Genomic DNA, 24730 nt, shown 5'->3' with positions numbered 1-24730 from the left:
TGTTTTTTGCGCGTGCCGCTTGTGGGTGGGTGGGCGTGCGGCAGGGGTTCATCGTGGTATCAAATAAACAGGGTGCGTTCGACTCGATCGTCGAGCGCGAACGTGGTCTGCAACACGGTCTCTCGGCCGGGCAGATGACGATGATCGCCATCGGCGGCGCCGTCGGTACGGGGCTCTTTCTCGGCAGCGGTTTCGCCATCGGCTTCGCCGGGCCGGGCGTGCTGATTTCCTATGCGATCGGCGCGCTGATCGCGCTTTTGCTGATGGGCGCGCTTGCGGAGATGACGGTTGCGCACCCCACGTCCGGCTCGTTCGGCGCCTACGCCGAGCACTATATCGGGCCGCTGGCGGGCTTCGTCGTGCGCTATGCGTACTGGTCGGCCTATGTGCTCGCCGTGGGCACCGAGGTGGCCGCCATCGCCGTGTACATGAAATTCTGGTTCCCGACTGTGCCGGGGCTCTACTGGATCGTTGGATTCTCGGCGGCGCTGATCCTCGTGAACGCCATGAGCGTGCGCGCCTACGGTTCGATCGAGTACCTCTTTTCGAGCCTGAAGATCGCAGCGATCGTCGCGTTCATCGTGCTCGGCGCGTGGTTCGTCTGGCGCGCGCCCGCGGGGTCCGGCGTCGGATTCGCCAACTACACGTCGCACGGCGGGTTGCTGCCCAAGGGCTGGTGGGGCGTCTGGGTGGGCACGATCGTGTCGCTCTTCAGCTACCTGGGCGTCGAGACGATCGCCGTGGCGGCAGCGGAGGCGCGCGATCCTGCGCGTGCCGTGACGCGTGCGTTCCGCGCGACGGTGCTGCGCCTCGTGCTGTTCTACCTGCTCACGCTCGCGCTGATGCTGGCGATCGTGCCGTGGACCGAAGCGGGCGGCAACGAGAGTCCCTTCGTGAAAGTGATGGCCGAAACCGGCGTGCCCTACGCTGCGGGCGCGATCAACTTCGTCGTGCTCGTGGCCGCGCTCTCCGCGATGAACAGCCAGCTCTACATTACCACGCGCATGATGTTCAGCCTCTCGCGCGCGGGCTATGCACCAGCGGTATTCGGGCGCCTCACGCGTCAGGGCGTGCCGACGGCGGCGCTGTCGCTGTCGACCATCGGTATCGGCGTGGCGGCGGTGCTGAACGCGCTCTGGCCGCAGGCGGCGTTCACGCTGATGATGTCGATCGCCATGTTCGGCGCGATGTTTACGTGGCTCATGATCTTCGTCACGCAGATTTTCTTCCGCGTGCGCAATAGCGGCGCGCCGCTCGCGTTCCGCATGTGGGGCTTTCCGCTCACGAGCGTGCTGGGCGCGGTGCTGATGGTCGGCATACTCGTCGGCACAGCCCTCACGCGCGAATTCCGCATGACGCTCGCCTATGGCGTGGCATTTCTCGTGGTGCTCGTGGTCGTTTATGCGCTGTGGTATCGGCATCGCGCGGCGCCCGCGGGTGCCGCGCGGCCCGACGCCCCGGCGTGATCCTGGTGTCATGCTCAGGAAGCAAAAAAGCGCGCCGCGGCGCGCTTTTTCGTTGGAGCCAGGAGCCGCGGTTCAGTGCTTGCCCGTGCTGCCGAAACCGCCGGCGCCGCGTTCGCTTGCTTCGAAGTCCTCGACGATATTGAAGTGCGCCTGCACGACCGGCACGATCATGAGCTGCGCGAGGCGCTCGAGCGGATTGAGCGTGAACGTGGTGTGGCCGCGGTTCCAGGTCGAGATCATCAGTTCACCCTGGTAATCCGAATCGATCAGGCCGACGAGGTTGCCCAGCACGATGCCGTGCTTGTGGCCGAGGCCCGAGCGCGGCAGGATCAGCGCGGCAAAACCCGGATCGGCGACGTGGACGGCGAGGCCCGTCGGCACGAGCTTCGTTTCGCCCGGTTCGAGCGTGAGCGGCGTTTCGATGCAGGCGCGCAGGTCGAGTCCCGCGCTGCCCGGCGTCGCGTATTGGGGCAACTGGTCGCGCATGCGCTCGTTCAGGATCTTGATGTCGATTTTCATGGGCTGGAGAGTGTCAGGCCGGGCTGGCCTGCGGGTCAATGGTCAGGGTTGTCGGGAAAGCTGGAACGCTTGCGCCAGCAATTGATAGGAGCGCAGCCGCGCCGCGTAACTGCCGGCGACGGTCAGCACGATCAGTTCGTCGGCCGCGAAGCGCTCCTGCACGGCAATAAGGCGCTCGGTAACGGTTTCGGGCGTGCCGATGATGCTGCGCGGCTTTTCTCGGTCGATCACGAGTTGTTCGCGCTCGCCGTATTCCTGCGCGAGCCCTTGCTCGACGCTCGGAATCGGCGCGTTCAGGCCGAGCGCCATCTGCACGCGGCGCAGGTCGACGGCTTTTTCGAGGTCGGCGGCTTCCTGTTCGGTGTCGGCGCAGATCACGAAGACCGCGCAGGCCAGATACGGCTTCGCTTCGTGCCCCGGCTGGAAGCGCTCGCGGTAGGCGCTCGCCACCAGATGTCCGAAGTGCGCGTTGATGAAATGCGCGAACGAGAAACGCAGGCCCAGCTGCGCGGCCAGCATGCCGCCAAAGTCGCTCGAACCGAGCACCCAGAGCTGCGGCCGCGTCTCTACCTGCGGTTGCAGGATCACGCCGCTTGCCACGTCGTCTTTCGGCAGCGTGCCGTCCATCAGGCCGACTAGGGTCTGCACCTGCTGCGGGAAATGCTCGCCGCGGTCGTAGTCGCCGGCGGCCACGGCCTGGGCCGTGCGCAGGTCGCCGCCCGGCGCGCGCCCGACACCCAGGTCGATGCGGTTCGGAAACAGCGCTTCGAGCATCATGAATTGTTCGGCGACCTTGAACGGGCTGTAGTAGGGCAGCATGATGCCGCCCGAGCCGATGCGGATGCGCTTCGTCACGCTGCCAAGGCGCGCGAGCATTACTTCGGGGCAGGGATTGCAGACGCCGAGCAGGCCGTGATGCTCGGCGCACCAGTAGCGCGTGTAGCCAAGGTCGTCGGCGAGTTGCGCGAGTTCCACGGTGGCGGCGATCGCGTCGGCTGCCGTGTGCCCGGCAATCACGGGCGACTGGTCGAGTACGGAAAGTAGCGTCATGACAGCTCACCTTGCTCCGTTCGCGACGCGCGCCGCCTTGGCCCGACCGTTGCCGGAGGCCGATGGCGCGGCGCGCGCGTCACGAGATGATGCTCTGGTCCGGCAAACGCCGTGCGATTTCGGCAATCAGCGTTTGCGCGAGTGCCTGCTTGGCCGCGCGCGGCAGCTTCGTGCTGCCCTTCGCCTCGAACAGGACGACTTCGTTGTCGTCGAGGCCGAAGGTCAGCGGGCCGAGGTTGCCGATCAAAAGCGGCACCTTCTTGCGCCGGCGCTTTTCCTCGCCGTGCACGTCGAGGTCGCCGCTTTCGGCCGCGAAACCGACGCAATAGGGCGGATGCTCGAGCGCCGCCACCGAGGCGAGGATGTCTGGGTTCTCGACGAAATTGAAGCTCGGCATGCGTTGCCCGGCCGTCTTCTTGATCTTCTGTTCGGAGACCTGATCGACGCGCCAGTCGGCCACGGCGGCCACGCCGATGAAGACGTCATAGTCGGGCACCGCGCGCATCACCGACTCGTACATCTGCTGCGCGGTCTGCACGTCCTCGCGATACACGCCCCATGGCGTTTGCAACGCGACAGGACCGGCCACCAGATGCACGTCGGCGCCGGCCTGCTGCGCCGCGCGCGCGAGCGCGAAGCCCATTTTTCCGCTCGAACGGTTCGTGATGCCGCGCACCGGGTCGAGCGGCTCGAAGGTCGGGCCAGCCGTGATCAGCACGCGGCGGTGCGCGAGCACCTTCGGCGCGAAGAACGAGACGATCGCTTCATAGATTGCTTCCGGCTCCAGCATGCGCCCGTCGCCGACTTCGCCGCACGCCTGCGCGCCCGAATCGGGGCCGAGCGTCGTCACGCTGTCCGCGCGCAGTTGCGCGACGTTGCGCTGCGTGGCCGGGTTGCCCCACATCTGCCGGTTCATCGCGGGCACGATGAGGAGCGGGCAATCGCGCGCCACGCATAGCGTGGAGAGCAGGTCGTCGGCGAAACCGTTGGCGAGCTTCGCGAGGAAGTCGGTGGAGGCGGGCGCGATTACGATCGCGTCCGCGTCGCGCGAGAGGTCGATGTGCGCCATGTTGTTCGGCACGCGCCCGTCCCACTGGCTCGTGTAGACGGGGCGGCCCGAGAGCGCCTGCATCGTGACGGGGGTGATGAACTGCGTCGCCGCCTCGGTCATCACGACCTGCACGGTCGCGCCGGCCTTGGTCAGAAGGCGCGTGAGCTCGGCGATCTTGTAGCAGGCGATGCCGCCCGTCATGCCGATCACGAGGTGCTTGCCGGCCAGTTCTCCGGGGTTCGCTGCGGACGTGTTCATCAGGTCAGACCTCCGTCGATCAAGCTTTCAGCGCGCGCCGCGCACACGCCGCAGTTCGTCGAACACCAGCAGCGCGGCGCCTACGCAGATCGCGCTGTCGGCCACGTTGAACGCCGGCCAGTGCCACCGGCCCACGTGGAAGTCGAGAAAGTCGATCACGTGGCCGTACATCAGCCGGTCCAGCACGTTGCCGAGCGCGCCGCCAAGGATCAGCGCCAGCGCGGTGCAGAACAGGTGCTGCGCGGCGTGGCGCTTGAGCAGGTAGCAGATCACGAGCGCGGCGACCACGCCGAGCGCCGTGAAGCCCCAGCGCTGCCAGCCGCCCGCCGTGGCGAGGAAGCTGAACGCCGCCCCCTTGTTGTACACGAGCACGAGGTTGAAGAACGACGTGATCGCGCGCCCTTCGCCGTAGCTGAACACCTTGGCGATGGCGATCTTCGTGAGCTGGTCAGCGAGGATCACGATCACCGCGACGCCCAGCCACGGGGCGAGCGTGCCGCCGGTGCCGCCACTGCTACCGGCGCCGCCGCTACGGGATTGTTTCGGCAGGGTTTTTGCCATTATGCCGCGCTCCGCGTTTCGCCGTTGCCGAACAGATTCGCGACGCAGCGGCCACACAGGCCCGGATGCGCCGCATTCGCGCCCACGTCCTCACGGTAGTGCCAGCAGCGCTCGCACTTGAGGTACTTCGACGTGATGACCTCGACGGCTTCGTCCGCTTCGCTCTCCACCTTGACGACTTCCGCCGCCGAGGTGATCAGCACGAACTTCAGGTCGTCGCCGAGCGAGGCGAGGGCGTCGTAACGCGCGCCGCTCGCGAGGATGCGCACTTCCGCCTGCAGCGACGAACCGATCTGGTTCGCCACGCGGGCTTCTTCCAGCGCCTTTGTCACGTTGCCGCGCACGTCGCGCAGGAGCGTCCACTTGGCGATCAGTTCGTCGGCCTGCGCGATGTCCGGGAAAGCGTGGAACGTCTCGACGAAAATGGTTTCGCTCTTAGGCTGGAATACCTTCCACGCTTCTTCGGCCGTGAACGAAAGGAACGGCGCGAGGATGCGCAACAGGCTGTGCGTGATGTGATGCAGCGCCGTCTGCGCGACGCGGCGGGCCTGCGAGTCCGGCGCGCTCGTGTAGAGGCGGTCCTTCAGCACGTCGAGATAGAAGCCGCCCAGGTCTTCCGAGCAGAACGTCTGCAGCTTCGCGACGACCGGGTGGAACTCGTAGCGGTCGTAGTGCGCGAGCACGTCGTTTTGCAGCGTGTGCGTGAGCGCCACGGCGTAGCGGTCGATTTCGAGCCACTGGTCCGCGGGCAGCGCGTGCTTGTCGAAATCGAAGTCCGAGAGGTTCGAAAGCAGAAAGCGCAGCGTGTTTCGGATACGGCGATAGCCTTCCGTCACGCGCTTGAGGATCTCTTCGGAGATCGCGAGTTCGCCCGAATAGTCGGTCGAAGCGATCCACAGGCGGATGATTTCCGCGCCCAGGCGGTTCGCCACTTCATGCGGATCGACGCCGTTGCCGAGCGACTTCGACATCTTGCGGCCTTCGCCGTCCACGGTGAAGCCGTGCGTGAGGAGGGCGTTGTACGGCGGACGGCCGTCGAGCATCGAAGCCGTGAGCAGCGACGAGTGGAACCAGCCGCGGTGCTGGTCCGAGCCTTCCAGGTAGAGGTCGGCCGGGAATTGCAGCTCGTCCTTGTGCGAGCCGCGCAGCACGTGCCAGTGCGTCGTGCCCGAGTCGAACCACACGTCGAGCGTGTCGCGGTTCTTCTCGTACAGATTGGCGTCGTCGCCGATCAGCTCGCGCGGATCGAGCGTCTGCCATGCCTCGATGCCCGCCTTCTCCACGCGCTTCGCGACTTCCTCGAGCAATTCCAGCGTGCGCGGATGCAGCTCGCCGGTTTCCTTGTGCACGAAGAACGCCATCGGCACGCCCCATTGGCGCTGGCGCGAAAGCGTCCAGTCCGGACGGTTCGCGATCATCGCGTAGAGGCGCTGCTTGCCCCAGGACGGGTAGAACGCCGTCGCCTCGATGCCTTCCAGCGCCGTTTCGCGCAGCGTCTTGCCGCCTTCGGCCGGCTTGACGTCCATGCCCGCGAACCACTGCGAGGTGGCGCGGTAGATGATGGGCGTTTTGTGGCGCCAGCAGTGCATGTAGCTGTGCAGGTACTTTTCGCTGCGCAGGAGCGTGCCGGCGGCGTCGAGCGCCTCGACGATCTTCGGGTTTGCCGCCCAGATCGAGAGGCCGCCGAAGAGCGGCAGCGATTCGATGTAGCGGCCGTCGCCCATCACGGGGCTGATGATGTCCGAGTCGGCCATGCCGTGCGCCTTGCACGAGACGAAGTCTTCCACGCCGTAGGCGGGCGACGAGTGCACGATACCCGTGCCGGTGTCGGTCGTGACGTAGTCGCCGAGGTAGATCGGCGAGGTGCGCTTGTAGCCCGGGTGCGCGGACGCGAGCGGGTGATGGAAGCGCAGGTTCGCGAGCTTTTCGCCGGGCGTCGTGGCGATCACGCGGCCTTCGAGGCCGAAGTCCTTCAGGCAGGCTTCGACGCGCTCCTCGGCGAAGATCAGCAGACCGCGCGGCGTATCGACGAGCGCGTAGACCACTTCCGGATGGACGTTCAGCGCCTGGTTGGCGGGGATCGTCCACGGCGTGGTGGTCCAGATCACGATGCCGCCTTCCTCGCGCGGCAGCGAGGCGAGGCCGAACGCGGCGGCCGTTTCCGCGGGTTGCGCGAACGCGAACAGCACGTCGATGGTCGGGTCGGTCTTGTCCTTGTACTCGACTTCCGCTTCGGCGAGCGCCGAGCCGCAGTCGAAGCACCAGTTCACGGGCTTGAGGCCGCGGAACACATAGCCTTTCTCCATGATCTTCGCGAGCGCGCGGATTTCGCCGGCCTCGTTTGCGAAGTTCATGGTCTTGTACGGATTGTTCCAGTCGCCCAGCACGCCAAGGCGCTTGAAGCCCGTCTTCTGCGTTTCGATCTGGCCAGCGGCGTACTCGCGCGCCTTCTTCATGACTTCCTGGGCCGGCAGCGACTTGCCGAACTGCTTTTCGATCTGGATCTCGATCGGCATGCCGTGGCAGTCCCAGCCCGGCACGTAGACGGCGTCATAGCCCGCGAGATTGCGCGCCTTGACGATCATGTCCTTCAAGATCTTGTTCACCGCGTGGCCGAGGTGGATGTCGCCGTTCGCATACGGCGGGCCGTCGTGCAGGATGAACTTCTTGCGGCCCTTCGAGGCGGCTCGGATCTTCTCGTAGATCTTGCCTTCGTCCCATTCCTTGACCCATTGCGGCTCGCGCTTCGGCAGATCGCCGCGCATCGGGAACGGGGTGTCCAGCAGGTTGACGGGATATTTCGATTCGGACTTCTGCGGCTTGCCGGAGGATGCTTTCTTGTCGCTCATGGTGAAATCACGGTGAATTCTGGGGGTGCACGGCGTCGGGGAGAGCGGACTTGCCGCGCAACCTTTGCCTCGCGCGCCGCATGCGTAGAACGCGATACGGCACAGGGGGCGGGCGGCCCGTGCCGCGCCATCTGCGCGCGCACGGGCCGCGGATCACCTAATTCGGTCGGTGGCCGAGGTGGAGAAACCGGTGGAACGGGTGCCGGCCGCGTCGGCGCCGGCAGCGGCAAACCAGGCACGCGTGTTGACCACGTCGCGCGCGATGGCCGCGGTAAGCGTTTGGAGGTCTTCGAACTTTTCCTCGTCGCGCAGCTTCTTCAGGAATTCGACGCGCACGAGCTTGCCGTAGGCGTCGCCGTGCCAGTCGAGCAGATGCACTTCCAGCAGCACGCGGCCCGAGTCGTCCACGGTCGGGCGCAGGCCGAGGCTCGCCACGGCGGGCAGCGGATGATCGGCGATGCCATGCACCTGCACGACGAAGATGCCCTTGGCCGCCGGCCGCTTGTGGCCGATCGGCAGGTTCAGCGTCGGGAAACCGAGGTCGCGGCCAAGTTTTTGCCCGTGCACGACGTGGCCGCTGATCGCATAGCCGCGGCCGAGCGCGGCGCGCGCCGCGTCGAGGTCGCCCGCGATCAGCGAAGTGCGTACGCCCGAACTCGAAATGCGCGCGCCCGACGGGTCGGCCACGGTCGCCATCTGCTCGACTTCGAAGCCGTACTGCTCGCCGGCCGTCTTCAGCGAATCGAAGTCGCCTGCGCGCTTCGCGCCGTAGCGGAAGTCGTCGCCGATCATCATCCAGCGCGCGTGCAGGCCGCCGACGATAATGCGTTCGACGAACGCATCCGGCGACTGGCTCGCGAATGTGTGGTTGAAGTGCTCGACGACCACGCGGTCCACGCCGTTATCGCGCAGCGCCTCCAGTTTGTCGCGCAGCATCGCGATACGCGGCGGCGCCCCTGCCGGGTTGAAGAATTCGCGCGGGTGCGGCTCGAAGGTCATCACGCAGACGGGCAGGCCGCGTGCGTCGGCCGCCGCCCGCACGCGCGCGAGCAACGCCTGATGCCCGCGGTGGACACCGTCGAAATTGCCGATGGTGAGCGCGCAGGGCGCCCGGCTTTCGGCGTTGGGAAGACCGCGGAAGACTCTCACGATAGCGGATCGGACCGGTTATGGGGCTAATGTGACCTGATGTGACGCCGGACGTCGCGGTGCGAGGTCCGCGACGAAACAGAAGATTATAAACGCTCGGGCGCGGGATCGCCGCCGCCGGGGCGTCGGGCCTCGGCCTCGATGATAAAATTCGCGGATGAAAAATCTCGTTATCCTGATCTCGGGGCGGGGCAGCAACATGGAAGCCATCGTGCGCGCATGCGCGCACGAAGCGTGGCCGGCAAAAATCGCCGCCGTGATTGCCAACCGCCCCGACGCCGCGGGCCTTGCGTTCGCGGCGTCGCGCGGCATTGCCACGGCGGTGGTCGACCACCGCCAGTTTCCCGATCGCGCCGCCTTCGACGCGGCGCTCGCCCAGACCATCGACGGCTATCAACCGGATCTCGTCATCCTCGCGGGCTTCATGCGCGTACTGACCGAAGGCTTCGTCGATCATTATTCGGGTCGGATGCTCAATATTCATCCTTCGCTGCTGCCGAGCTTTCCGGGCCTGAAGACGCATCAGCAGGCGCTCGACGCCGGCTGCCGCGTGCATGGTGCCACGGTGCATTTTGTCACCTCGAAGCTCGATCATGGCCCGATCGTCGCGCAGGCGGCGGTGCCGGTGCGTGCGAGCGACGACGCCGCGGCGCTGGCCGCGCGCGTGCTCGGCACCGAGCATGTGATCTATCCGCGCGCGGTGCGCTGGTTCGTCGAAGAGCGCCTCGCGCTCGACGGCGGCAACGTCACGCTCACGCCACCCGAGCCGCAGTGGCTCTTCCTTGACCATACCGACAACGACACAAGCGCGAACGCGCAAACCGCCGGGGAGGGCGCATGAGACTGCATGGATTCCTGATCGGACAAACCGAGACGCTACTCGCCGACGTCCTCAAATTTACCGGTCCCGCCGACGCGGTGACGAGTCGTTTCTTCCGCGAGCACCCGAAGCTCGGCCACGGCGAGCGCGGCGTGATTGCCGAAGCGGTTTTCGCGGTCCTGCGCCGCCGCATGGAGTTCGCGCATCTTGCCGAGAGCGGCACGGGCAGCCCGACGCGGCGTCTTGCGCTGCTCGGCCTGATGGCCACGGCGGGCCGCTCGGCCGTCCGGCCGTTCGTCTCCGACGCCGAGGCGGGCTGGCTCGAGCACGTGTCGAAGATCGACCCGGCGAGCCTGCCGCAGCGCGTGCAGTTGAATCTGCCGGAGTGGATCGTGCGCGGGCTCGAGCCGCGCTTCGAGCCGGCTGAGCTTGCGCAGCTGGCCGCGGCGCTGAATTACCCGGCGCCGCTGGACCTGCGCGCGAACCCGATCAAGGCGAGCCGCGACGAACTGCTGCGCGCGCTGGCCGAGGCCGGCATCGAAGCCGGCGAAACGCCGTTTGCGCCCTTCGGCGTGCGAGTGACCGGCAAACCGGCGCTGGCGAAGCTCGACGCGTTCAAGAACGGCTGGTTCGAAGTGCAGGACGAGGGCAGCCAGCTGCTCTGCTCGCTCGTGGCGCCGCGCCGCGGCGAGATGATCGTGGACTTCTGCGCGGGCGCCGGCGGCAAGACGCTGGCGCTCGGCGCGGCGATGCGCTCGTCGGGCCGTCTCTATGCATTCGACGTGTCCGACCGCCGCCTTGCCAAGCTCAAGCCGCGTCTCGCGCGCAGCGGGCTCTCGAATGTCAACCCGGTGCTGATCGACAGCGAGCACGACTCGAAGATCAAGCGGCTCGTCGGCAAGATCGACCGCGTGCTGGTGGACGCGCCGTGCTCGGGCCTCGGCACGCTGCGCCGCAATCCCGACCTCAAGTGGCGCCAGACGCCGGAGTCGCTGGCCGAGCTCGCGCCCAAGCAGCTGTCGATCCTCACCAGCGCGGCGCGTTTGCTCAAGCGCGGCGGCCGGCTCGTCTACGCGACCTGCAGCATTCTCGAAGCCGAGAACGAAGCGGTTGTGAAGCAGTTCCTCGAAGCGCATCCGGAATTCGAGCTGGTGAGCGCGCGCGAGGTGCTCGCCGAGCAGCGCGTGGGTCTCGACACCGGCGACTATCTCTCGCTCTGGCCCCATCGCCACGCCACCGACGGCTTCTTTGCCGCCGTGCTGGAGCGGCGCGGGGAGGCGCGGCCGAAGGCCGGGCAGGCCAAGGCGGCTACCACGCCGGAAGAGTCGGCGGCAGAGCAGGAGGCCGCGGACGCCATCGCGAAGGCAGGCGAGACGGCGGCGGAGCCGGACGCGGCGCTCGAATAATCTCGCGGGCGGTCCGTCCCCGGTTTCCGGTTCGTTGCCGGGCGGTCCATAAGTAGCGAGGCAGCAGCGCGAGGCGCGTGAGCCCGGCAAAGGCCCGGCTCACGCGTGTGCCGGTTCGCGCCGATTGCGAGCACATTGAGCGAAGATGGGTTGAAAGGTGCGGCAAAGCGCCTCCGAGGCACTTTCGGGCATTGACGGGAACCCCCGAAAAGGAAAAAAATCTTCATTTGTTACAAACACTTGGAACGGTTCTAGTAGAATGCCGTCCAACCACTTCGCTGTGCTTTCACTTTCCTGACTCAGGCGGCCTTGTAAGGCCGGAGTCGCTCGTTACACGGGTATAGACCTTGTTGAACTCCCTGTTAGATTTCCTCGCTCACGGGCTGCTGCGCTTCTCGTGGTGGCAGATCCTGTTGTCCGTGGCAGTCGCCACGCACATCACGATCGTCGGCGTCACGGTGTATCTGCACCGCTGCCAGGCGCACCGGGCGCTCGACCTGCATCCCGTCGCGAGCCACTTCTTCCGCTTCTGGCTCTGGATGACCACCGGCATGCTCACCGGCCAGTGGGCCGCGATCCATCGCAAGCATCACGCAAAGTGCGAGACCGAAGAAGATCCGCACAGCCCGCAAACGCGCGGCATCTGGAAGGTGCTGCTCGAAGGCGCGGAACTGTATCGCACGGAAGCGAAGAACGAAGAGACACTGCGCCGCTTCAGCCACGGCACGCCCAACGACTGGATGGAGCGCAACGTCTACACGCGCTACCCCATTCTCGGCGTGAGCCTCATGATGGTGATCGACGTGGCGCTGTTCGGCGCGGTCGGCCTGACCGTCTGGGCCGTGCAGATGGCGTGGATTCCGTTCTGGGCGGCCGGCGTCGTCAACGGTCTCGGCCACTTCTGGGGCTATCGCAACTTCAATTCGGCGGACGCCAGCACGAACCTGCTCCCTTGGGGCATCCTCATCGGCGGCGAGGAACTGCATAACAACCATCACACCTTCGCGACCTCCGCGAAGCTGTCGAACAAGTGGTACGAGTTTGATATCGGCTGGATGTACATCCGCCTGATGTCGATGTGCGGCCTCGCGAAAGTCAAGAAGGTCGCGCCCACGCCGCGCCTCATCACGGCCAAGCTGGTGCCCGATCAGGAAACGCTGCAGGCCGTGCTGTCGAACCGCTACGAAGTGATGGCGCGCTATGCGAAGGCCGTGAAGCAGGCGTATCGCCAGGAACTCGCGCACCTCAAGGAAGTGGGCGCCCGCGAGAAGTACCTGCTGATGCGCGGCGCACGCAAGTGGTTCGACAAGGAAGAGGCAAGCCTCGACGAACCGCAGAAGCGCCAACTGCCGCAAATCTTCGCGAACAGCCAGAAGCTGCGCACCTACATCGAGTTGCGCAACGAACTCGCGGCAATCTGGGAACGCTCGAGCGCCTCGCGCGAACAACTGCTGACGCAGTTGCAGGATTGGTGTCACCGCGCCGAACAAAGCGGCATCAAGGCGCTCCAGGAATTCGCCTCGCGTCTTCGCCGCTATGCATGAGACGTAAAAAAATCCATTAGAATTCAGGTACGTCACAAAACCCCGCGTTGGCGGGGTTTTTCTTTTTGGGGCCGCGAAAACCTGCGCTGCTTGCAGGGCTTTTTCCGCAGCCGTCGGCAGGGCAGCAACCTGCCTGTATGGGCCAGGGTAAGTGTTTTGCACCCGCACTGGCCGACAGAGGAGATCATGAGTCAGGCGATCATGAAGGTCGAATACGACCGGCCGCAGGGCGCCGTCTGCAGCGTTGGACAGGCGTGGGCACGCGTGCCCGATGCACCTTCCGCGGCACAGCGTGTTGCATTGAAGGAGCGTATCCGCGCGCTTCTCAAGCGCGAGAAGGCAGTGCTTGTCGCGCATTACTATGTCGATCCCGAACTGCAGGAGCTGGCGGACGAAACCGGCGGCTGCGTGGCCGATTCGCTAGAGATGGCGCGTTTCGGCCGCGATCACGAGGCGCAGACGCTGGTTGTCGCGGGCGTGCGCTTCATGGGGGAGACCGCGAAGATCCTGAGTCCGAACAAACGCATCTTGATGCCGGATCTCGATGCGACGTGCTCGCTCGATCTGGGTTGCCCGGTGGACGAATTCTCTGCCTTCTGCGACCAGCATCCGGACCGTACCGTGGTCGTATATGCGAACACAAGCGCCGCCGTGAAGGCGCGCGCGGACTGGATGGTCACGTCGTCGATCGGGCTCGAGATCGTCGCGCACCTGCATGCGCAGGGCCAAAAGATCATCTGGGCGCCGGATCGGCACCTGGGCGGCTACATCCAGAAAAAGACCGGCGCCGACATGTTGCTGTGGCAGGGCTCCTGCCTTGTGCACGACGAATTCAAGGGCATCGAGCTCGACCTGCTGCGCGCCGAATATCCCGATGCGAAGGTGCTCGTGCACCCCGAATCGCCCGAAAGCGTCGTCGCGCAGGCCGATGTGGTCGGCTCGACCACGCAGCTCATCGATGCGGCGGTCAGGCTCGACGCCACGCGTTTCATCGTGGCGACCGACCTCGGCATCCTGCACAAGATGCGCCTTGCGGCTCCCGGCAAGACCTTCATCGAAGCGCCCACGGCCGGCAACAGCGCGACCTGCAAGAGCTGCGCGCACTGTCCGTGGATGGCCATGAACGGCCTCGAAAATCTGGCCGACGTGCTCGAGCGCGGCCACAACGAGATTTTCGTCGATGCCGCACTGGGCGAGCGCGCCCGGCTGCCGATCGACCGCATGCTGGCCTTCGCGGCCGAGCATAAACGCCGCGTGCAGGCGAGCGGCGACCTCTCGCGCGACGGCGCGCTGTTCGCGAACGTGGGAGCGGCCTAAATGGGGGCGATGGAACTGTTGGGCCTCGAGGCGGCGTCGCCGGTCCTCCCCGAAGTGCGTGCGCAGTACGGTGCGGCGTTCGACGCGGCGATCGCGCGCAACGTGGCCGATGCGCTCGCGGAAGACGTGGGCGCGGGCGATCAAACGGGCCGGCTGGTCCCCGCCGACGAGATGCACGACGCTCGCATCATCGTGCGCGAGGAAGCGGTGCTGTGCGGCGTGCTGTGGTTCATGGGCGTGGTGCGCAGTGTCGATCCGCGTATCGAAGTGCGCTGGCACTACCGCGAAGGGGACCGCATGAGCGCCGATACGACCGTTTGCTCGCTGCGGGGCCCGGCGCGCGCGCTGCTCACGGCCGAACGCAACGCGATGAATTTCCTGCAACTGCTTTCCGGCGTGGCGATGGCAACGCGCCGCTACGTGGACGTGATCGCGCACACGAATGCGCGCATCGTCGACACGCGCAAGACGCTGCCCGGCCTGCGCCTCGCGCAGAAGTACGCGGTGCGCGTGGGCGGCGGGGCGAACCAGCGGCTCGCGCTTTACGACGGTATCCTCATCAAGGAAAACCACATCGCGGCTGCGGGCGGCGTGGGCGCCGCGATGGATGCCGCGTTTGCCCTGAATGCGGGCGTGCCGATCCAGGTCGAAGTGGAAACGCTCACGCAGCTCGACGAGGCGCTCGCGCACGGCGCAAAGTCCATCCTGCTCGACAACTTTTCGTTCGAGGCGATGCGCGACGCCGTGCGTGTCACGGCCGGCCGCGCCGTGCTGGAAGCTTCGGGCGGTGTCAACTTCGAGACGGTGGGCACGATTGCCGAAACGGGCGTGGATCGCATTTCGATCGGTGCGCTGACGAAGGACGTGCGCGCGACCGATTACTCGATGCGGATCGTCTGAGCGCGCACACACGACTGTGAATGTAGAAAGGGCCGTTTCGTTCGAAACGGCCCTTCGTTTTTGTGGTGCCCGCTTTCGCCCGCTTTAGTCCGCGACGTGCGGAACCTGGATGCTCAGCTTACCGTACGATTGCGCACGCGTTCCGGTGAAAGCACGGTGGGCAGCGCTTTCGGCAGCGCATGCGGCCAGTCGCGGCTGTAGTGCAGGCCGCGGCTTTCGCGCCGCTGGCGCGCGCTGTCCACAATCAGCGACGCCACCTCGACGAGATTGCGCAACTCCAGCAGATCGCGCGTGACGCGGAAGTTGGCGTAGTACTCGAGGATTTCGTCGCGCAGCAGGGCGAGGCGATGCTGTGCTCGCGCGAGCCGCTTGTCGGTACGCACGATGCCGACGTAATTCCACATCAGGCGGCGCAACTCGTCCCAGTTATGGGCGACCACGACTTCTTCGTCGGAGTCCGAAACGCGGCTCTCGTCCCAGTCGGGCAGCGGTGCGTGCGCGGCGGCGGCAAAGCCTTCGGCTTCGATCGCCTCCGCGGCGGACCGGCCGATCACGAGACATTCGAGCAGCGAATTGCTGGCGAGCCGGTTGGCGCCGTGCAGCCCCGTATAGGACGTTTCACCGACCGCGTAGAGGCCCGCGAGATCGGTGCGGCCCGCGAGGTCGGTGACGACCCCGCCGCAGGTGTAGTGCGCGGCCGGCACCACGGGAATGGGTTCCTTCGTGATGTCGATGCCGAACTCCCGGCAGCGCGCGAGGACGGTGGGGAAGTGCTCTTCGAGAAAGGCCGCGGGCTGGTGGCTGATGTCGAGATGCACGCAGTCGATGCCGTGCTTCTTGATCTCGAAGTCGATTGCGCGTGCGACGATGTCGCGTGGCGCCAGTTCGGCGCGTGCGTCGTGCTCCGGCATGAAGCGCGTGCCGTCCGGCAGGCGCAGCACACCGCCTTCGCCGCGCACGGCCTCGGTAATCAGGAACGACTTGGCGTGCGGATGGAAGAGGCACGTGGGGTGGAACTGGATGAACTCCATGTTCGCGACCCGGCAGCCCGCGCGCCACGCCATGGCGATGCCGTCGCCGGTGGCAGTGTCGGGGTTCGTCGTATAGAGATAGACCTTGCCTGCGCCGCCCGTCGCGAGGACCGTGTGCGGCGCCTGGATCGTCACGGTGCGGTCGTTCTTCAGGTCGAGCGCGTAGAGGCCGTGGCAGCGGCGCCCCGGCAGGCCGAGGCGGTCGGACGTGATGACGTCGATGGCCTGGTGGTCTTCGAGGATCGTGATATTCGGATGCTGGCGCGCGCGCTCGAGCAGCGTTTGCACGACCGCGTGGCCCGTGGCGTCGGCGGCGTGGATGATGCGGCGGTGGCTGTGGCCGCCTTCGCGCGTGAGGTGAAAACCCAGTTCGGCGGCTGCGTCTTTCGTGAACGGCACGTCCTGGGCGATGAGCCACTCGATCGCCTCGCGGCCATGCTCGACGATGAAGCGCGTCGCGGCCTCGTCGCACAGGCCGCCGCCGGCGACGAGGGTATCGTCCACGTGGTTCTCCACGCTGTCCGCCGAGTCGAGCACCGCGGCGATGCCGCCTTGCGCGCGGTCGCTGGCGCCTTCGGTCATCTCGCGCTTGGCGATCACCACCACGCGCCGCGTGTCGGCGAGATTCAGCGCGACGCTCAGTCCGGCCAGCCCGCTGCCGACGATCGCTACATCGAAATTCATGCTCCTGCTTCTCCGTCTCTTGTTCTACTGAGGCGCGCACGCGGTGTGCGCCGATGAAGCGGGAAGCATACTCCCTTCGGCAACAGGACGAAAAGCCGCACTGCGGAAGAGGTGGGAACAGATGCGCCGAGGGTGTATTGCGGACGACGCAAAAAGAAAAACCCCGCTGCAGGAGCGGGGTTTTTCTTGTCTTCGTCAGGCTCGGAACCCGATCAATTACTTGATCTTGGTTTCCTTGTACTCGACGTGCTTGCGAACAACCGGGTCGAACTTCTTGATCGACATTTTTTCCGGCATGTTGCGCTTGTTCTTCGTGGTCGTGTAGAAGTGACCCGTACCTGCGGTCGACTCCAGCTTGATCTTGTCGCGGACGCCCTTGGCCATGATTTACTCCTTACAGTTCGCCGCGTGCGCGCAGGTCTGCGAGCACGGAATCGATGCCGTTCTTGTCGATCAGGCGCAGGCCTGCGTTCGAGATGCGCAGACGCACCCAACGGTTTTCGCTTTCAACCCAGAAACGGCGATTTTGCAGATTCGGGAGGAAACGGCGCTTGGTTTTGTTGTTAGCGTGGGAAACGTTGTTGCCGCTCATCGGCGCTTTCCCAGTGACTTGGCATACACGTGCCATGAGTACACTCCTACGGAAATTCTGAGTTCGAGAGCCGCTTAAGTTTCCCAGGCGAGAAATGGCTGGACCAGGAGCGCGCTCACGTATGGATGAGAGACAACCTCGAACCCAGGCCATATTTCCCCTGGAACGCCTTGACGGGCTTCGGAACAGGGTTGGAAATAGGCAAACCATAATTCTAGCAGAAAAAGGCCAGGAAAATCAAACCCGATTTGCGAAAGTTCGTGGTGGCGCCGGCAGCTCATTTGCCACTCACCCGCGGCTCAGTTCCAGCCATTGCGGGCGAACGAGTACGTATCGTGCGCGCCCACCACCAGATGATCGATCAGCTGAACCTCCACCAGTGCGAGCGTTTCGCGCAGCACCCGCGTGAGGCGCCGGTCGCTCGCGCTCGGCTGCACGGCGCCAGACGGGTGATTGTGCGCGACGATCAGGCTGGCCGCGTTGAGCATCAACGTGCGCCGGACGATTTCCCGGGGATACACCACCATGCGCGAGAGCGAGCCGCGCGAGCTTTCCTCGGGGGGCCGGATCAGCCGATGGCGCACGTCGAGATAGAGGCACACGAAAACCTCGTAAGAGCGCCCGCCGATCAGGAGGCGCAGGTAGTCCTCCACGGTGCCCGGCGTATCGACGAGCGGCCGATCGTCCAGTTGTTCCGCGAGGGCGCGCCGCGCCAGTTCGAGCACCGCCTGCAGCTTCGCCGCCTTGGCCGGACCGATGCCGCGCAGGCCGTTGAGCTCTTCGGGCTGCGCGTCCAGCATTGCGCGCAGGGTACCGAAACGCTCGATCAGCGACCGTGCGACCTCGAAGACGCCATGGCCGGGCAAGCCGGACCCGAGCAGCAGGGCCAGCAACTCGACGTCGGAGAGGGCCCCGGGCCCCGCGGCGCGCAGGCGTTCGCGCGGCATGTCGCGCGAACGCGCGAGCTGGCCCGATTCGACCGTGGGCATAGCCGGCTGCGCACGCGAGCGGGTGTCGTTCGCGGCGGATTGCGACAGGGTTTCGCCTTGCAATACATCGGCGCTGCGCCAGACCGGCTTCGCGCAAGCTGCTTCCAGCATCGTGACCTCCGAGAGACGGCGGGGTGCGCGAGACCCAGGGGCGTCATGCCCGTGGCCTTTCATACGCGCAAGCCCAACCGCCGTGGATATGTGGCTTACAATAGAAGCTTTCCGGCCGCAGAAACGCCGCCGGACCGGCGCCTCGCGGCGCGCACGCGCCTGTTCTTACCTGAAGCGCGCGTCCTGACGAAAACGAGTACTGCATGAGCATCATTGACATCTCCGAGGTGAAACCCGGTTCCCACGTGACGCTTCATTACCGGCTTTCGCTCGCCGATGGCACCGAAATCGTCAATACCTTCGTTGACCGGCCCGCCACGCTGCTGCTGGGCGCCGGGCAACTCGCGCCGCCGCTGGAAGATATTTTGCTGGGCTTGAAGGTGGGCCACCACTCGACCTTTCAGCTAGCGCCCGGTGTCGCATTCGGCCAGCGCAATCCCGACCTCATCCAGCGCGTCTCGCTCGCCACGCTGCGCGAGAACGGCATGATCGGAGAAGACTTCACGCCCGGCGACCTGATCGAGTTCAACGCGCCGGACGGCGGCCGTTATGCCGGTGTGCTCAAGGAGGTGAACGAAACCTCCGCGCTGTTCGATTTCAACCACCCGCTCGCAGGCCAGGCGGTCGCGTTCGAAGTGAAAATCATCGGAATTCTCTAAACCCATCAGCTCCATGGACACGTTCTTGACTGCCGAAAGCGAAATCCTGCTTGCACAGCCGCGCGGCTTTTGTGCAGGCGTCGACCGCGCCATCGAGATCGTCGAGCGCGCTATCCAGCTGCACGGCGCACCGATCTACGTGCGTCACGAAATCGTTCACAACGCCTATGTGGTCGAGGACCTGCGCAAGAAGGGCGCCATTTTCATCGAGCAGCTCAGCGAAGTGCCTTCCGGCAATACGGTGATCTTCAGTGCGCACGGCGTATCGAAGGCGGTGCGCACCGACGCCGAGGCGCGCGGCCTGCGCGTGTATGACGCCACGTGCCCGCTCGTCACCAAGGTGCACGTCGAGGTCGCCAAGATGCGCGACGAGGGGCTCGATATCGTGATGATCGGCCACAAGGGCCATCCGGAAGTCGAGGGCACGATGGGACAGGCAGCCGCGGGCATGTTCCTCGTCGAGGACATTGCCGACGTCGAGGCGCTGCAGCTGCGCGACCCCGAACACGTCGCGTTCGTCACGCAAACCACGCTTTCCGTCGACGACGCCGCCGAAATCATCGCGGCGCTCAAGGCCCGCTTCCCGGCGATCCGCGAGCCCAAGAAGCAGGACATCTGCTACGCGACGCAGAATCGGCAGGACGCGGTGAAGTTCATGGCGCCGCAATGCGACCTCGTGATCGTGGTGGGCAGTCCTAACAGCTCGAATTCGAACCGCCTGCGCGAGGTTGCCGAAAAACGCGGCGTGGCTGCCTATATGGTGGATGCGCCCGATCAGATCGATCCGGCATGGCTCGTCGGCAAGCACCGCATTGGTCTGACGGCCGGTGCGTCGGCGCCCGAGGCGCTCGCGCAGCAGATCATCCGCCGGCTCAACGAGCTCGGTGTGCGCAATGTGCGCGCGCTGGAGGGGATCGAGGAGAATATCGCGTTCCCGTTGCCGCGAGGCTTGGGTACGCCGGCCTGAAGTGCAGTCGCTTCGGGTTGGGCTCCACTGAAAAAAGCGCGCCGCAGGCGCGCTTTTTTGTTGGCCAGCCGTAGCCCGTACTCGACTGTACTAAATGGGGGCGCATGAATGCGGAGGGCCTGGAAAACCCGGTTGCATCCAGGCTCTTTCGCGTCTGCCCAGCGGGGTTTCGCGGCTGGATTCTTTAACGCGTCCCCAATTAATTTATGCATGGGCTCGTAGCGGCTCCTGTGTGCATCGTTTTGGTGCGTCCACTCCATAACTATGCCGGAGATGGCGCCATTTCCCATGGCCCGCCCGGTAAGGCATTCCGGGCGCTTCTCGCAACAGTTGATGCAAGCCGCTGTATATTTGGTGCAACTGATGCACGAAAAAATGGCGCAACCAGGGTGCAACCGCATTTCGAGCCTACTCTCAAAAAGTGGTTGCAATGCAGGAAAACCCTGCCGGCTCAGCATATTGCCCGTCGCATAATTGGAGTTACAATGCGCGCGTCCTGAAGGCTTGACACCCTTCAGGCGAGCAATCCGGAAGGCGCAGGAGACCTTATTAATGCAAATCGAGTTTGCTGATGCCGCGTCCGAGGCGGCTGCGGTTGCGCCGCGCGCTGCGCGGTGCGGCGGCAGGACCCGGGCGGGCAGGTGTGCGGCGTCGAAGGCGACCGTGCACCATGTAAGGGCTGTTATGCGTTCCGGACGTGATGGCGAAAGCGGTGAATCACGCTTCGGACCGCGCTCCTTTCGGGCGTCAGCCGCGGAAAGGACCGGAATGGACGCGATCCCCTTCGTCATGCCGGTTGCGGAAATTGGCATGCAACTTGCTCGTTCACACACCGGCACCGGAGACGGGCCGAAAGAGGGAGTCATGACGCACGACACAGGCGTGGGCGGACATCGTGCCGCTCGCGATTGCGTCGCCGCGATCCTGGCGGGTAGTTGAACCCGACGGCACCGAACCATCCGACGGTGCCGTTTTTGCATCCGCATCCGGTGAGCGGCCGCTGCAACACAGCGGCAGTGCGAGCCGGCTGTGGTCAACCGTTACCGGTCTTTTACTTCAGTACCCGAAAGTGTCGTTGCGGTTCCGTAAAACATCGCCCACCGGCCGATGACGAGCGCGAATCCGGTCGCACGGGCTAAGGAGCATTAAATGGATATCTTCGTCCAACAGATCCTGAACGGGCTGGTGCTTGGCAGCGTCTATGCCATCATCGCGCTCGGCTACACCATGGTGTACGGGATTCTGGGCATCATCAACTTCGCGCACGGCGACGTGCTGATGGTCGGCGCCATGGTCGCGCTTTCCGCGATCAACGTGCTGCAGAATCACTTTCCGGGCCTCGGGGCCATTCCCACGCTGTGCATCGGCCTCATCGTCGCCGCCGTGGTCTGTTCGGTGGTCGGGTACACGATCGAGCGGGTCGCTTACCGGCCGCTGCGCCGCGCGCCGCGTCTCGCACCGCTGATCACCGCGATCGGCGTGTCTATCCTGCTCGAGACGCTCGCCATGATCATCTGGGGCCGCAATCCGCTTGCCTTCCCGCAGCTGATCTCCACCGATCCGATCAACGTGATCAAGCCTAGCGCCACAGGCGTCGGCGCCGTGATCTCGCCGACCGAGATCGTCATTATCGTCGTCGCGTTCGTCGTCATGGCAGGCCTGCTGCTGCTCGTGCACAAGACGAAGCTCGGCCGCGCCATGCGCGCGATCGCCGAAAACCCGGCCAACGCGAGCCTGATGGGCGTGAACCCGAACTTCGTGATCTCGGCCACCTTCATGATCGGCTCGGCGCTCGCGGCGCTGGCCGGCGTGATGATCGCCTCCGAGTACGGCAACGCGCACTTCTACATGGGCTTCATTCCCGGCATGAAGGCGTTCACCGCGGCCGTGCTGGGCGGTATCGGCAACCTTGGCGGCGCCATGGTCGGCGGCATCGTGCTCGGTCTGATCGAGCAGCTTGGCGCGGGCTACATCGGCAATCTGACCGGCGGGGTGTTCGGCAGTAACTATCAGGACGTGTTCGCGTTCATCGTGCTGATCGTCGTGCTCGTGTTCCGTCCGTCGGGGCTGCTGGGCGAACGTGTTGCGGACCGCGCATAAGAGGGAGTAGCACAACATGACTTCTATTCAACCGATCGAGCCGTCGACGACGCTCATCCCCGAGAAGAACACGACGAAGACTCTCGCAGTGGGCATCGTCACGGCGGTCTTCGTGGCCGCGCTGCCCTTCGTGGTGGGCGCGACGGGCGGCAACTACTGGGTGCGCGTGCTCGACTTCGCGATGCTCTACGTGATGCTCGCGCTGGGCCTGAACGTGGTGGTCGGCTTCGCCGGCCTCCTCGACCTCGGCTACATCGCGTTCTACGCCGTCGGCGCCTACACGGCCGCACTGCTGACCTCGCCGCACCTCACCACGCAGTTCCAGTGGATCGCCAACCTGTTCCCGGGCGGTCTGCATACGCCGTACTGGATCGTGATTCCCGTGGCGATGGCGTTCGCGGCCGGCGCCGGCGTGCTGCTCGGCGCGCCGACGCTGCGTTTGCGCGGCGACTATCTGGCGATCGTGACCCTCGGCTTCGGGGAAATCGTCCGTATCTTCATGAACAACCTCGACCGTCCGGTGAACATCACGAACGGGCCGCAGGGCATTACCGGCGTCGCGCCGCTCGAAGTGGCCGGCGTCAACTTCGCCCAGCCGCACACGCTGTTCGGCTTCACGTTCACGTCGGTCTACATGTACTACTACGTGTTCGTGATCTGCGCGCTGCTCGTGATCTGGGTGTGTACGCGTCTGCAGCACTCGCGCATCGGCCGCGCCTGGGCCGCGATCCGCGAGGACGAAATCGCCGCGAAGGCCATGGGCATCAATACGCGTAACGTCAAGCTGCTCGCGTTCGCGATGGGCGCTTCGTTCGGCGGCCTCTCGGGCGCGATGTTCGGCTCCTTCCAGGGCTTCGTCTCGCCGGAATCGTTCACGTTCTGGGAATCGGTCGTCGTGCTCGCCTGCGTGGTGCTGGGCGGCATGGGCCACATTCCGGGCGTGATTCTCGGCGCGGTGCTGCTCGCCATCTTCCCCGAGTTCCTGCGCTCGACGATGGGCCCGCTGCAGGACGCGATCTTCGGCCATGAGATCGTCGATACCGAAGTCATTCGTCAGCTGCTCTACGGTCTCGCGATGGTCGTCATCATGCTGTACCGCTCGGAAGGCCTCTGGCCCGCGCCGAAGCACGAAGACAAGATCGCGAAGATTGCGAAGCGCTCCAGCAAGAAGCCGGTGCGCGCCTAAAAGGACAGAGAGACGAATATGAGCAACAAATCCATCCGCCTGTCCGTGAAGGGTGTGAACAAGCGCTTCGGCGGCCTGCAGGCGCTCTCGGACGTGGGCCTCGAGATCGAGCAAGGGACCATCTACGGCCTCATCGGCCCGAACGGCGCCGGCAAGACCACGTTCTTCAACGTGATCACGGGTCTCTATACGCCGGACTCCGGCGAGTTCAGGCTCGACGGCGAGGCCTACACGCCGACGGCCGTTTATCAGGTGGCGAAGGCGGGCATTGCGCGCACCTTCCAGAACATTCGTCTCTTTGGCGGCATGACGGCGCTGGAGAACGTGATGGTGGGCCGCCACGTGCGCACGAAGCACGGGCTGATCGGCGCCGTGTTCCAGACGCCCTCGGAGCGCAAGGAAGAGCGCGAGATCAAGGAACGCGCGCTCGAACTGCTCGAGTACGTGGGCATCGCGCAGTACGCCGACTACACGTCGCGCAATCTTTCGTACGGCCACCAGCGCCGCCTGGAAATTGCGCGCGCGCTCGCGACCGATCCGAAGCTGCTCGCGCTCGACGAGCCGGCGGCCGGCATGAACGCGACCGAGAAGGTCGAGCTCACGCGCCTGCTCGACAAGATCCGCTCAGACGGCAAGACGATCCTGCTGATCGAACACGATGTGAAACTGGTGATGGGCCTGTGCAACCGCATGACAGTGCTCGACTATGGCAAGGTGATCGCCGAAGGGCTGCCGCACGACGTGCAGAAGGACCCGAAGGTGATCGAGGCATATCTGGGCGCAGGGGTGCACTGATGGCAAAGGCAATTCTCAAAATCAAGGGCCTGCAGGTCAATTACGGCGGCATTCAGGCCGTGAAGGGCGTGGACCTCGAAGTGCGTGAAGGCGAGCTCGTCACGCTGATCGGCGCGAACGGCGCGGGCAAGACCACGACGATGAAGGCGATCACGGGTCTGAAGCCCTACTCGGCGGGCGACATCGAATACGATGGCCAGTCGATCAAGGGCGTGCCGGCGCACGAGCTGCTCAAGCGCGGCCTCGCGATGGTGCCGGAAGGGCGCGGCATCTTCGCACGCATGTCGATCCTCGAAAACATGCAGATGGGCGCGTACCTGCGCAACGACAACGACGGCATCAAGAAGGACGTCGATCGTATGTTCGGCTTCTTCCCGCGCCTGAAGGAGCGTGCGACGCAGCTGGCGGGCACGCTCTCGGGCGGCGAACAGCAGATGCTGGCGATGGCGCGGGCGATCCTCAGCAAGCCGAAGCTTTTGCTGCTCGACGAACCGTCGATGGGTCTTTCGCCGATCATGGTCGAGAAGATCTTCGAAGTGGTGCGCACGATCTCGCAGGAGGGCATCACGGTGCTGCTGGTCGAGCAGAATGCGCGTCTCGCGCTGCAGGCCGCGAACCGCGGCTACGTGATGGACTCGGGTCTCGTCACGATGGAAGGCGAGGCAAAGCAGATGCTCGACGATCCGAAGGTGCGTGCCGCCTATCTTGGCGAATAAGCGGGCAAGT

Annotated in this window: 23 protein-coding genes; 13 read left to right on the top strand and 10 right to left on the bottom strand. The window is 65.2% G+C overall.

Going from position 1 to position 24730, the window contains the following annotated elements; all coding sequences use genetic code 11:
• Positions 1 to 53 precede the first annotated feature (53 nt).
• Positions 54 to 1466, top strand: coding sequence for an amino acid permease (locus tag BAC01S_RS07220; RefSeq protein WP_043201611.1), 1413 nt, complete (start codon positions 54 to 56; stop codon positions 1464 to 1466).
• 72 nt (positions 1467 to 1538) lie between these two features.
• Here BAC01S_RS07220 and dut read toward each other — a convergent pair whose 3' ends face one another.
• The 6 genes from dut to BAC01S_RS07190 all read right to left on the bottom strand — a co-directional run bounded on the left by dut (position 1539) and on the right by BAC01S_RS07190 (position 8903).
• Positions 1539 to 1985: a dUTP diphosphatase gene (gene dut, locus BAC01S_RS07215; RefSeq protein WP_027794148.1), complete on the bottom strand. Its 447-nt coding sequence runs from the start codon at positions 1983 to 1985 to the stop codon at positions 1539 to 1541.
• Positions 1986 to 2027: 42 nt separating this feature from the next.
• A complete protein-coding gene (locus BAC01S_RS07210) occupies positions 2028 to 3035 on the bottom strand; it encodes an LLM class flavin-dependent oxidoreductase (RefSeq protein ID WP_027794147.1) in 1008 nt (335 codons plus the stop codon).
• Between the two features lie 79 nt (positions 3036 to 3114).
• A complete protein-coding gene (gene coaBC, locus BAC01S_RS07205) occupies positions 3115 to 4344 on the bottom strand; it encodes a bifunctional phosphopantothenoylcysteine decarboxylase/phosphopantothenate--cysteine ligase CoaBC (RefSeq protein WP_043201534.1) in 1230 nt (409 codons plus the stop codon).
• Positions 4345 to 4371: 27 nt separating this feature from the next.
• On the bottom strand, positions 4372 to 4905 hold the full coding sequence (gene lspA / locus BAC01S_RS07200; protein ID WP_027794145.1) for a signal peptidase II: 534 nt from the start codon (positions 4903 to 4905) through the stop codon (positions 4372 to 4374).
• Positions 4905 to 7754: an isoleucine--tRNA ligase gene (gene ileS, locus BAC01S_RS07195; protein ID WP_027794144.1), complete on the bottom strand. Its 2850-nt coding sequence runs from the start codon at positions 7752 to 7754 to the stop codon at positions 4905 to 4907. The genes lspA and ileS overlap by 1 nt, the downstream gene beginning before the upstream one ends.
• 153 nt (positions 7755 to 7907) lie before the next feature.
• Positions 7908 to 8903, bottom strand: coding sequence for a bifunctional riboflavin kinase/FAD synthetase (locus BAC01S_RS07190; protein WP_027794143.1), 996 nt, complete (start codon positions 8901 to 8903; stop codon positions 7908 to 7910).
• Positions 8904 to 9060: 157 nt separating this feature from the next.
• Here BAC01S_RS07190 and purN point away from each other — a divergent pair, with 157 nt between their 5' ends.
• The 5 genes from purN (at position 9061) to nadC (ending at position 14890) form a co-directional block, all read left to right on the top strand.
• On the top strand, positions 9061 to 9744 hold the full coding sequence (purN, locus tag BAC01S_RS07185) for a phosphoribosylglycinamide formyltransferase (protein WP_027794142.1): 684 nt from the start codon (positions 9061 to 9063) through the stop codon (positions 9742 to 9744).
• Entirely contained in the window at positions 9741 to 11129 is a 1389-nt protein-coding gene (locus BAC01S_RS07180) for an RsmB/NOP family class I SAM-dependent RNA methyltransferase (RefSeq protein ID WP_027794141.1), read from the top strand. The genes purN and BAC01S_RS07180 overlap by 4 nt, the downstream gene beginning before the upstream one ends.
• 347 nt (positions 11130 to 11476) lie before the next feature.
• Positions 11477 to 12673 (top strand): DesA family fatty acid desaturase, encoded by a 1197-nt coding sequence (locus BAC01S_RS07175; RefSeq protein ID WP_027794140.1) that lies wholly within the window; start codon positions 11477 to 11479, stop codon positions 12671 to 12673.
• A gap of 186 nt (positions 12674 to 12859) precedes the next feature.
• Positions 12860 to 13990 (top strand): quinolinate synthase NadA, encoded by a 1131-nt coding sequence (nadA, locus tag BAC01S_RS07170; RefSeq protein WP_027794139.1) that lies wholly within the window; start codon positions 12860 to 12862, stop codon positions 13988 to 13990.
• Complete coding sequence (gene nadC, locus BAC01S_RS07165; protein WP_027794138.1) at positions 13991 to 14890, top strand: carboxylating nicotinate-nucleotide diphosphorylase; 900 nt, start codon at positions 13991 to 13993, stop codon at positions 14888 to 14890.
• A 113-nt stretch (positions 14891 to 15003) separates the two neighbouring features.
• On the opposite strand, the gene nadB is transcribed toward nadC, so the two are convergent.
• The 4 genes from nadB to radC all read right to left on the bottom strand — a co-directional run bounded on the left by nadB (position 15004) and on the right by radC (position 18186).
• On the bottom strand, positions 15004 to 16605 hold the full coding sequence (nadB, locus tag BAC01S_RS07160) for an L-aspartate oxidase (RefSeq protein ID WP_027794137.1): 1602 nt from the start codon (positions 16603 to 16605) through the stop codon (positions 15004 to 15006).
• Between the two features lie 216 nt (positions 16606 to 16821).
• The gene (rpmG, locus tag BAC01S_RS07155; protein ID WP_027794136.1) at positions 16822 to 16989 is read right to left on the bottom strand and encodes a 50S ribosomal protein L33; all 168 of its coding nucleotides are present in this window, start codon (positions 16987 to 16989) and stop codon (positions 16822 to 16824) included.
• Positions 16990 to 16999: 10 nt separating this feature from the next.
• On the bottom strand, positions 17000 to 17233 hold the full coding sequence (rpmB, locus tag BAC01S_RS07150) for a 50S ribosomal protein L28 (RefSeq protein WP_027794135.1): 234 nt from the start codon (positions 17231 to 17233) through the stop codon (positions 17000 to 17002).
• A 263-nt stretch (positions 17234 to 17496) separates the two neighbouring features.
• Positions 17497 to 18186, bottom strand: coding sequence for a RadC family protein (gene radC / locus BAC01S_RS07145; RefSeq protein ID WP_027794134.1), 690 nt, complete (start codon positions 18184 to 18186; stop codon positions 17497 to 17499).
• A gap of 314 nt (positions 18187 to 18500) precedes the next feature.
• On the opposite strand from radC, the gene BAC01S_RS07140 reads away from it, so the two are divergent.
• From BAC01S_RS07140 to BAC01S_RS07110, 7 genes are all read left to right on the top strand, one after another.
• The gene (locus BAC01S_RS07140) at positions 18501 to 18956 is read left to right on the top strand and encodes an FKBP-type peptidyl-prolyl cis-trans isomerase (protein WP_027794133.1); all 456 of its coding nucleotides are present in this window, start codon (positions 18501 to 18503) and stop codon (positions 18954 to 18956) included.
• A gap of 4 nt (positions 18957 to 18960) precedes the next feature.
• On the top strand, positions 18961 to 19923 hold the full coding sequence (gene ispH, locus BAC01S_RS07135; protein WP_027794132.1) for a 4-hydroxy-3-methylbut-2-enyl diphosphate reductase: 963 nt from the start codon (positions 18961 to 18963) through the stop codon (positions 19921 to 19923).
• A gap of 768 nt (positions 19924 to 20691) precedes the next feature.
• Entirely contained in the window at positions 20692 to 20862 is a 171-nt protein-coding gene (locus BAC01S_RS34470; protein WP_156954343.1) for a hypothetical protein, read from the top strand.
• 210 nt (positions 20863 to 21072) lie between these two features.
• The gene (locus BAC01S_RS07125) at positions 21073 to 22023 is read left to right on the top strand and encodes a branched-chain amino acid ABC transporter permease (protein ID WP_027794131.1); all 951 of its coding nucleotides are present in this window, start codon (positions 21073 to 21075) and stop codon (positions 22021 to 22023) included.
• Positions 22024 to 22039: 16 nt separating this feature from the next.
• Complete coding sequence (locus tag BAC01S_RS07120; protein WP_027794130.1) at positions 22040 to 23209, top strand: ABC transporter permease subunit; 1170 nt, start codon at positions 22040 to 22042, stop codon at positions 23207 to 23209.
• An 18-nt stretch (positions 23210 to 23227) separates the two neighbouring features.
• Entirely contained in the window at positions 23228 to 24004 is a 777-nt protein-coding gene (locus BAC01S_RS07115; RefSeq protein ID WP_027794129.1) for an ABC transporter ATP-binding protein, read from the top strand.
• Positions 24004 to 24720, top strand: coding sequence for an ABC transporter ATP-binding protein (locus tag BAC01S_RS07110; RefSeq protein ID WP_027794128.1), 717 nt, complete (start codon positions 24004 to 24006; stop codon positions 24718 to 24720). The genes BAC01S_RS07115 and BAC01S_RS07110 overlap by 1 nt, the downstream gene beginning before the upstream one ends.
• Positions 24721 to 24730: the final 10 nt, after the last annotated feature.

The sequence above is a fragment of the Paraburkholderia acidipaludis NBRC 101816 genome (assembly GCF_000684975.1).
GTDB classification, from domain to species: Bacteria; Pseudomonadota; Gammaproteobacteria; order Burkholderiales; family Burkholderiaceae; genus Paraburkholderia; species Paraburkholderia acidipaludis.
Note: the sequence above shows the minus strand (reverse complement) of the source record. Positions and strands in the feature narration are given on the sequence as shown.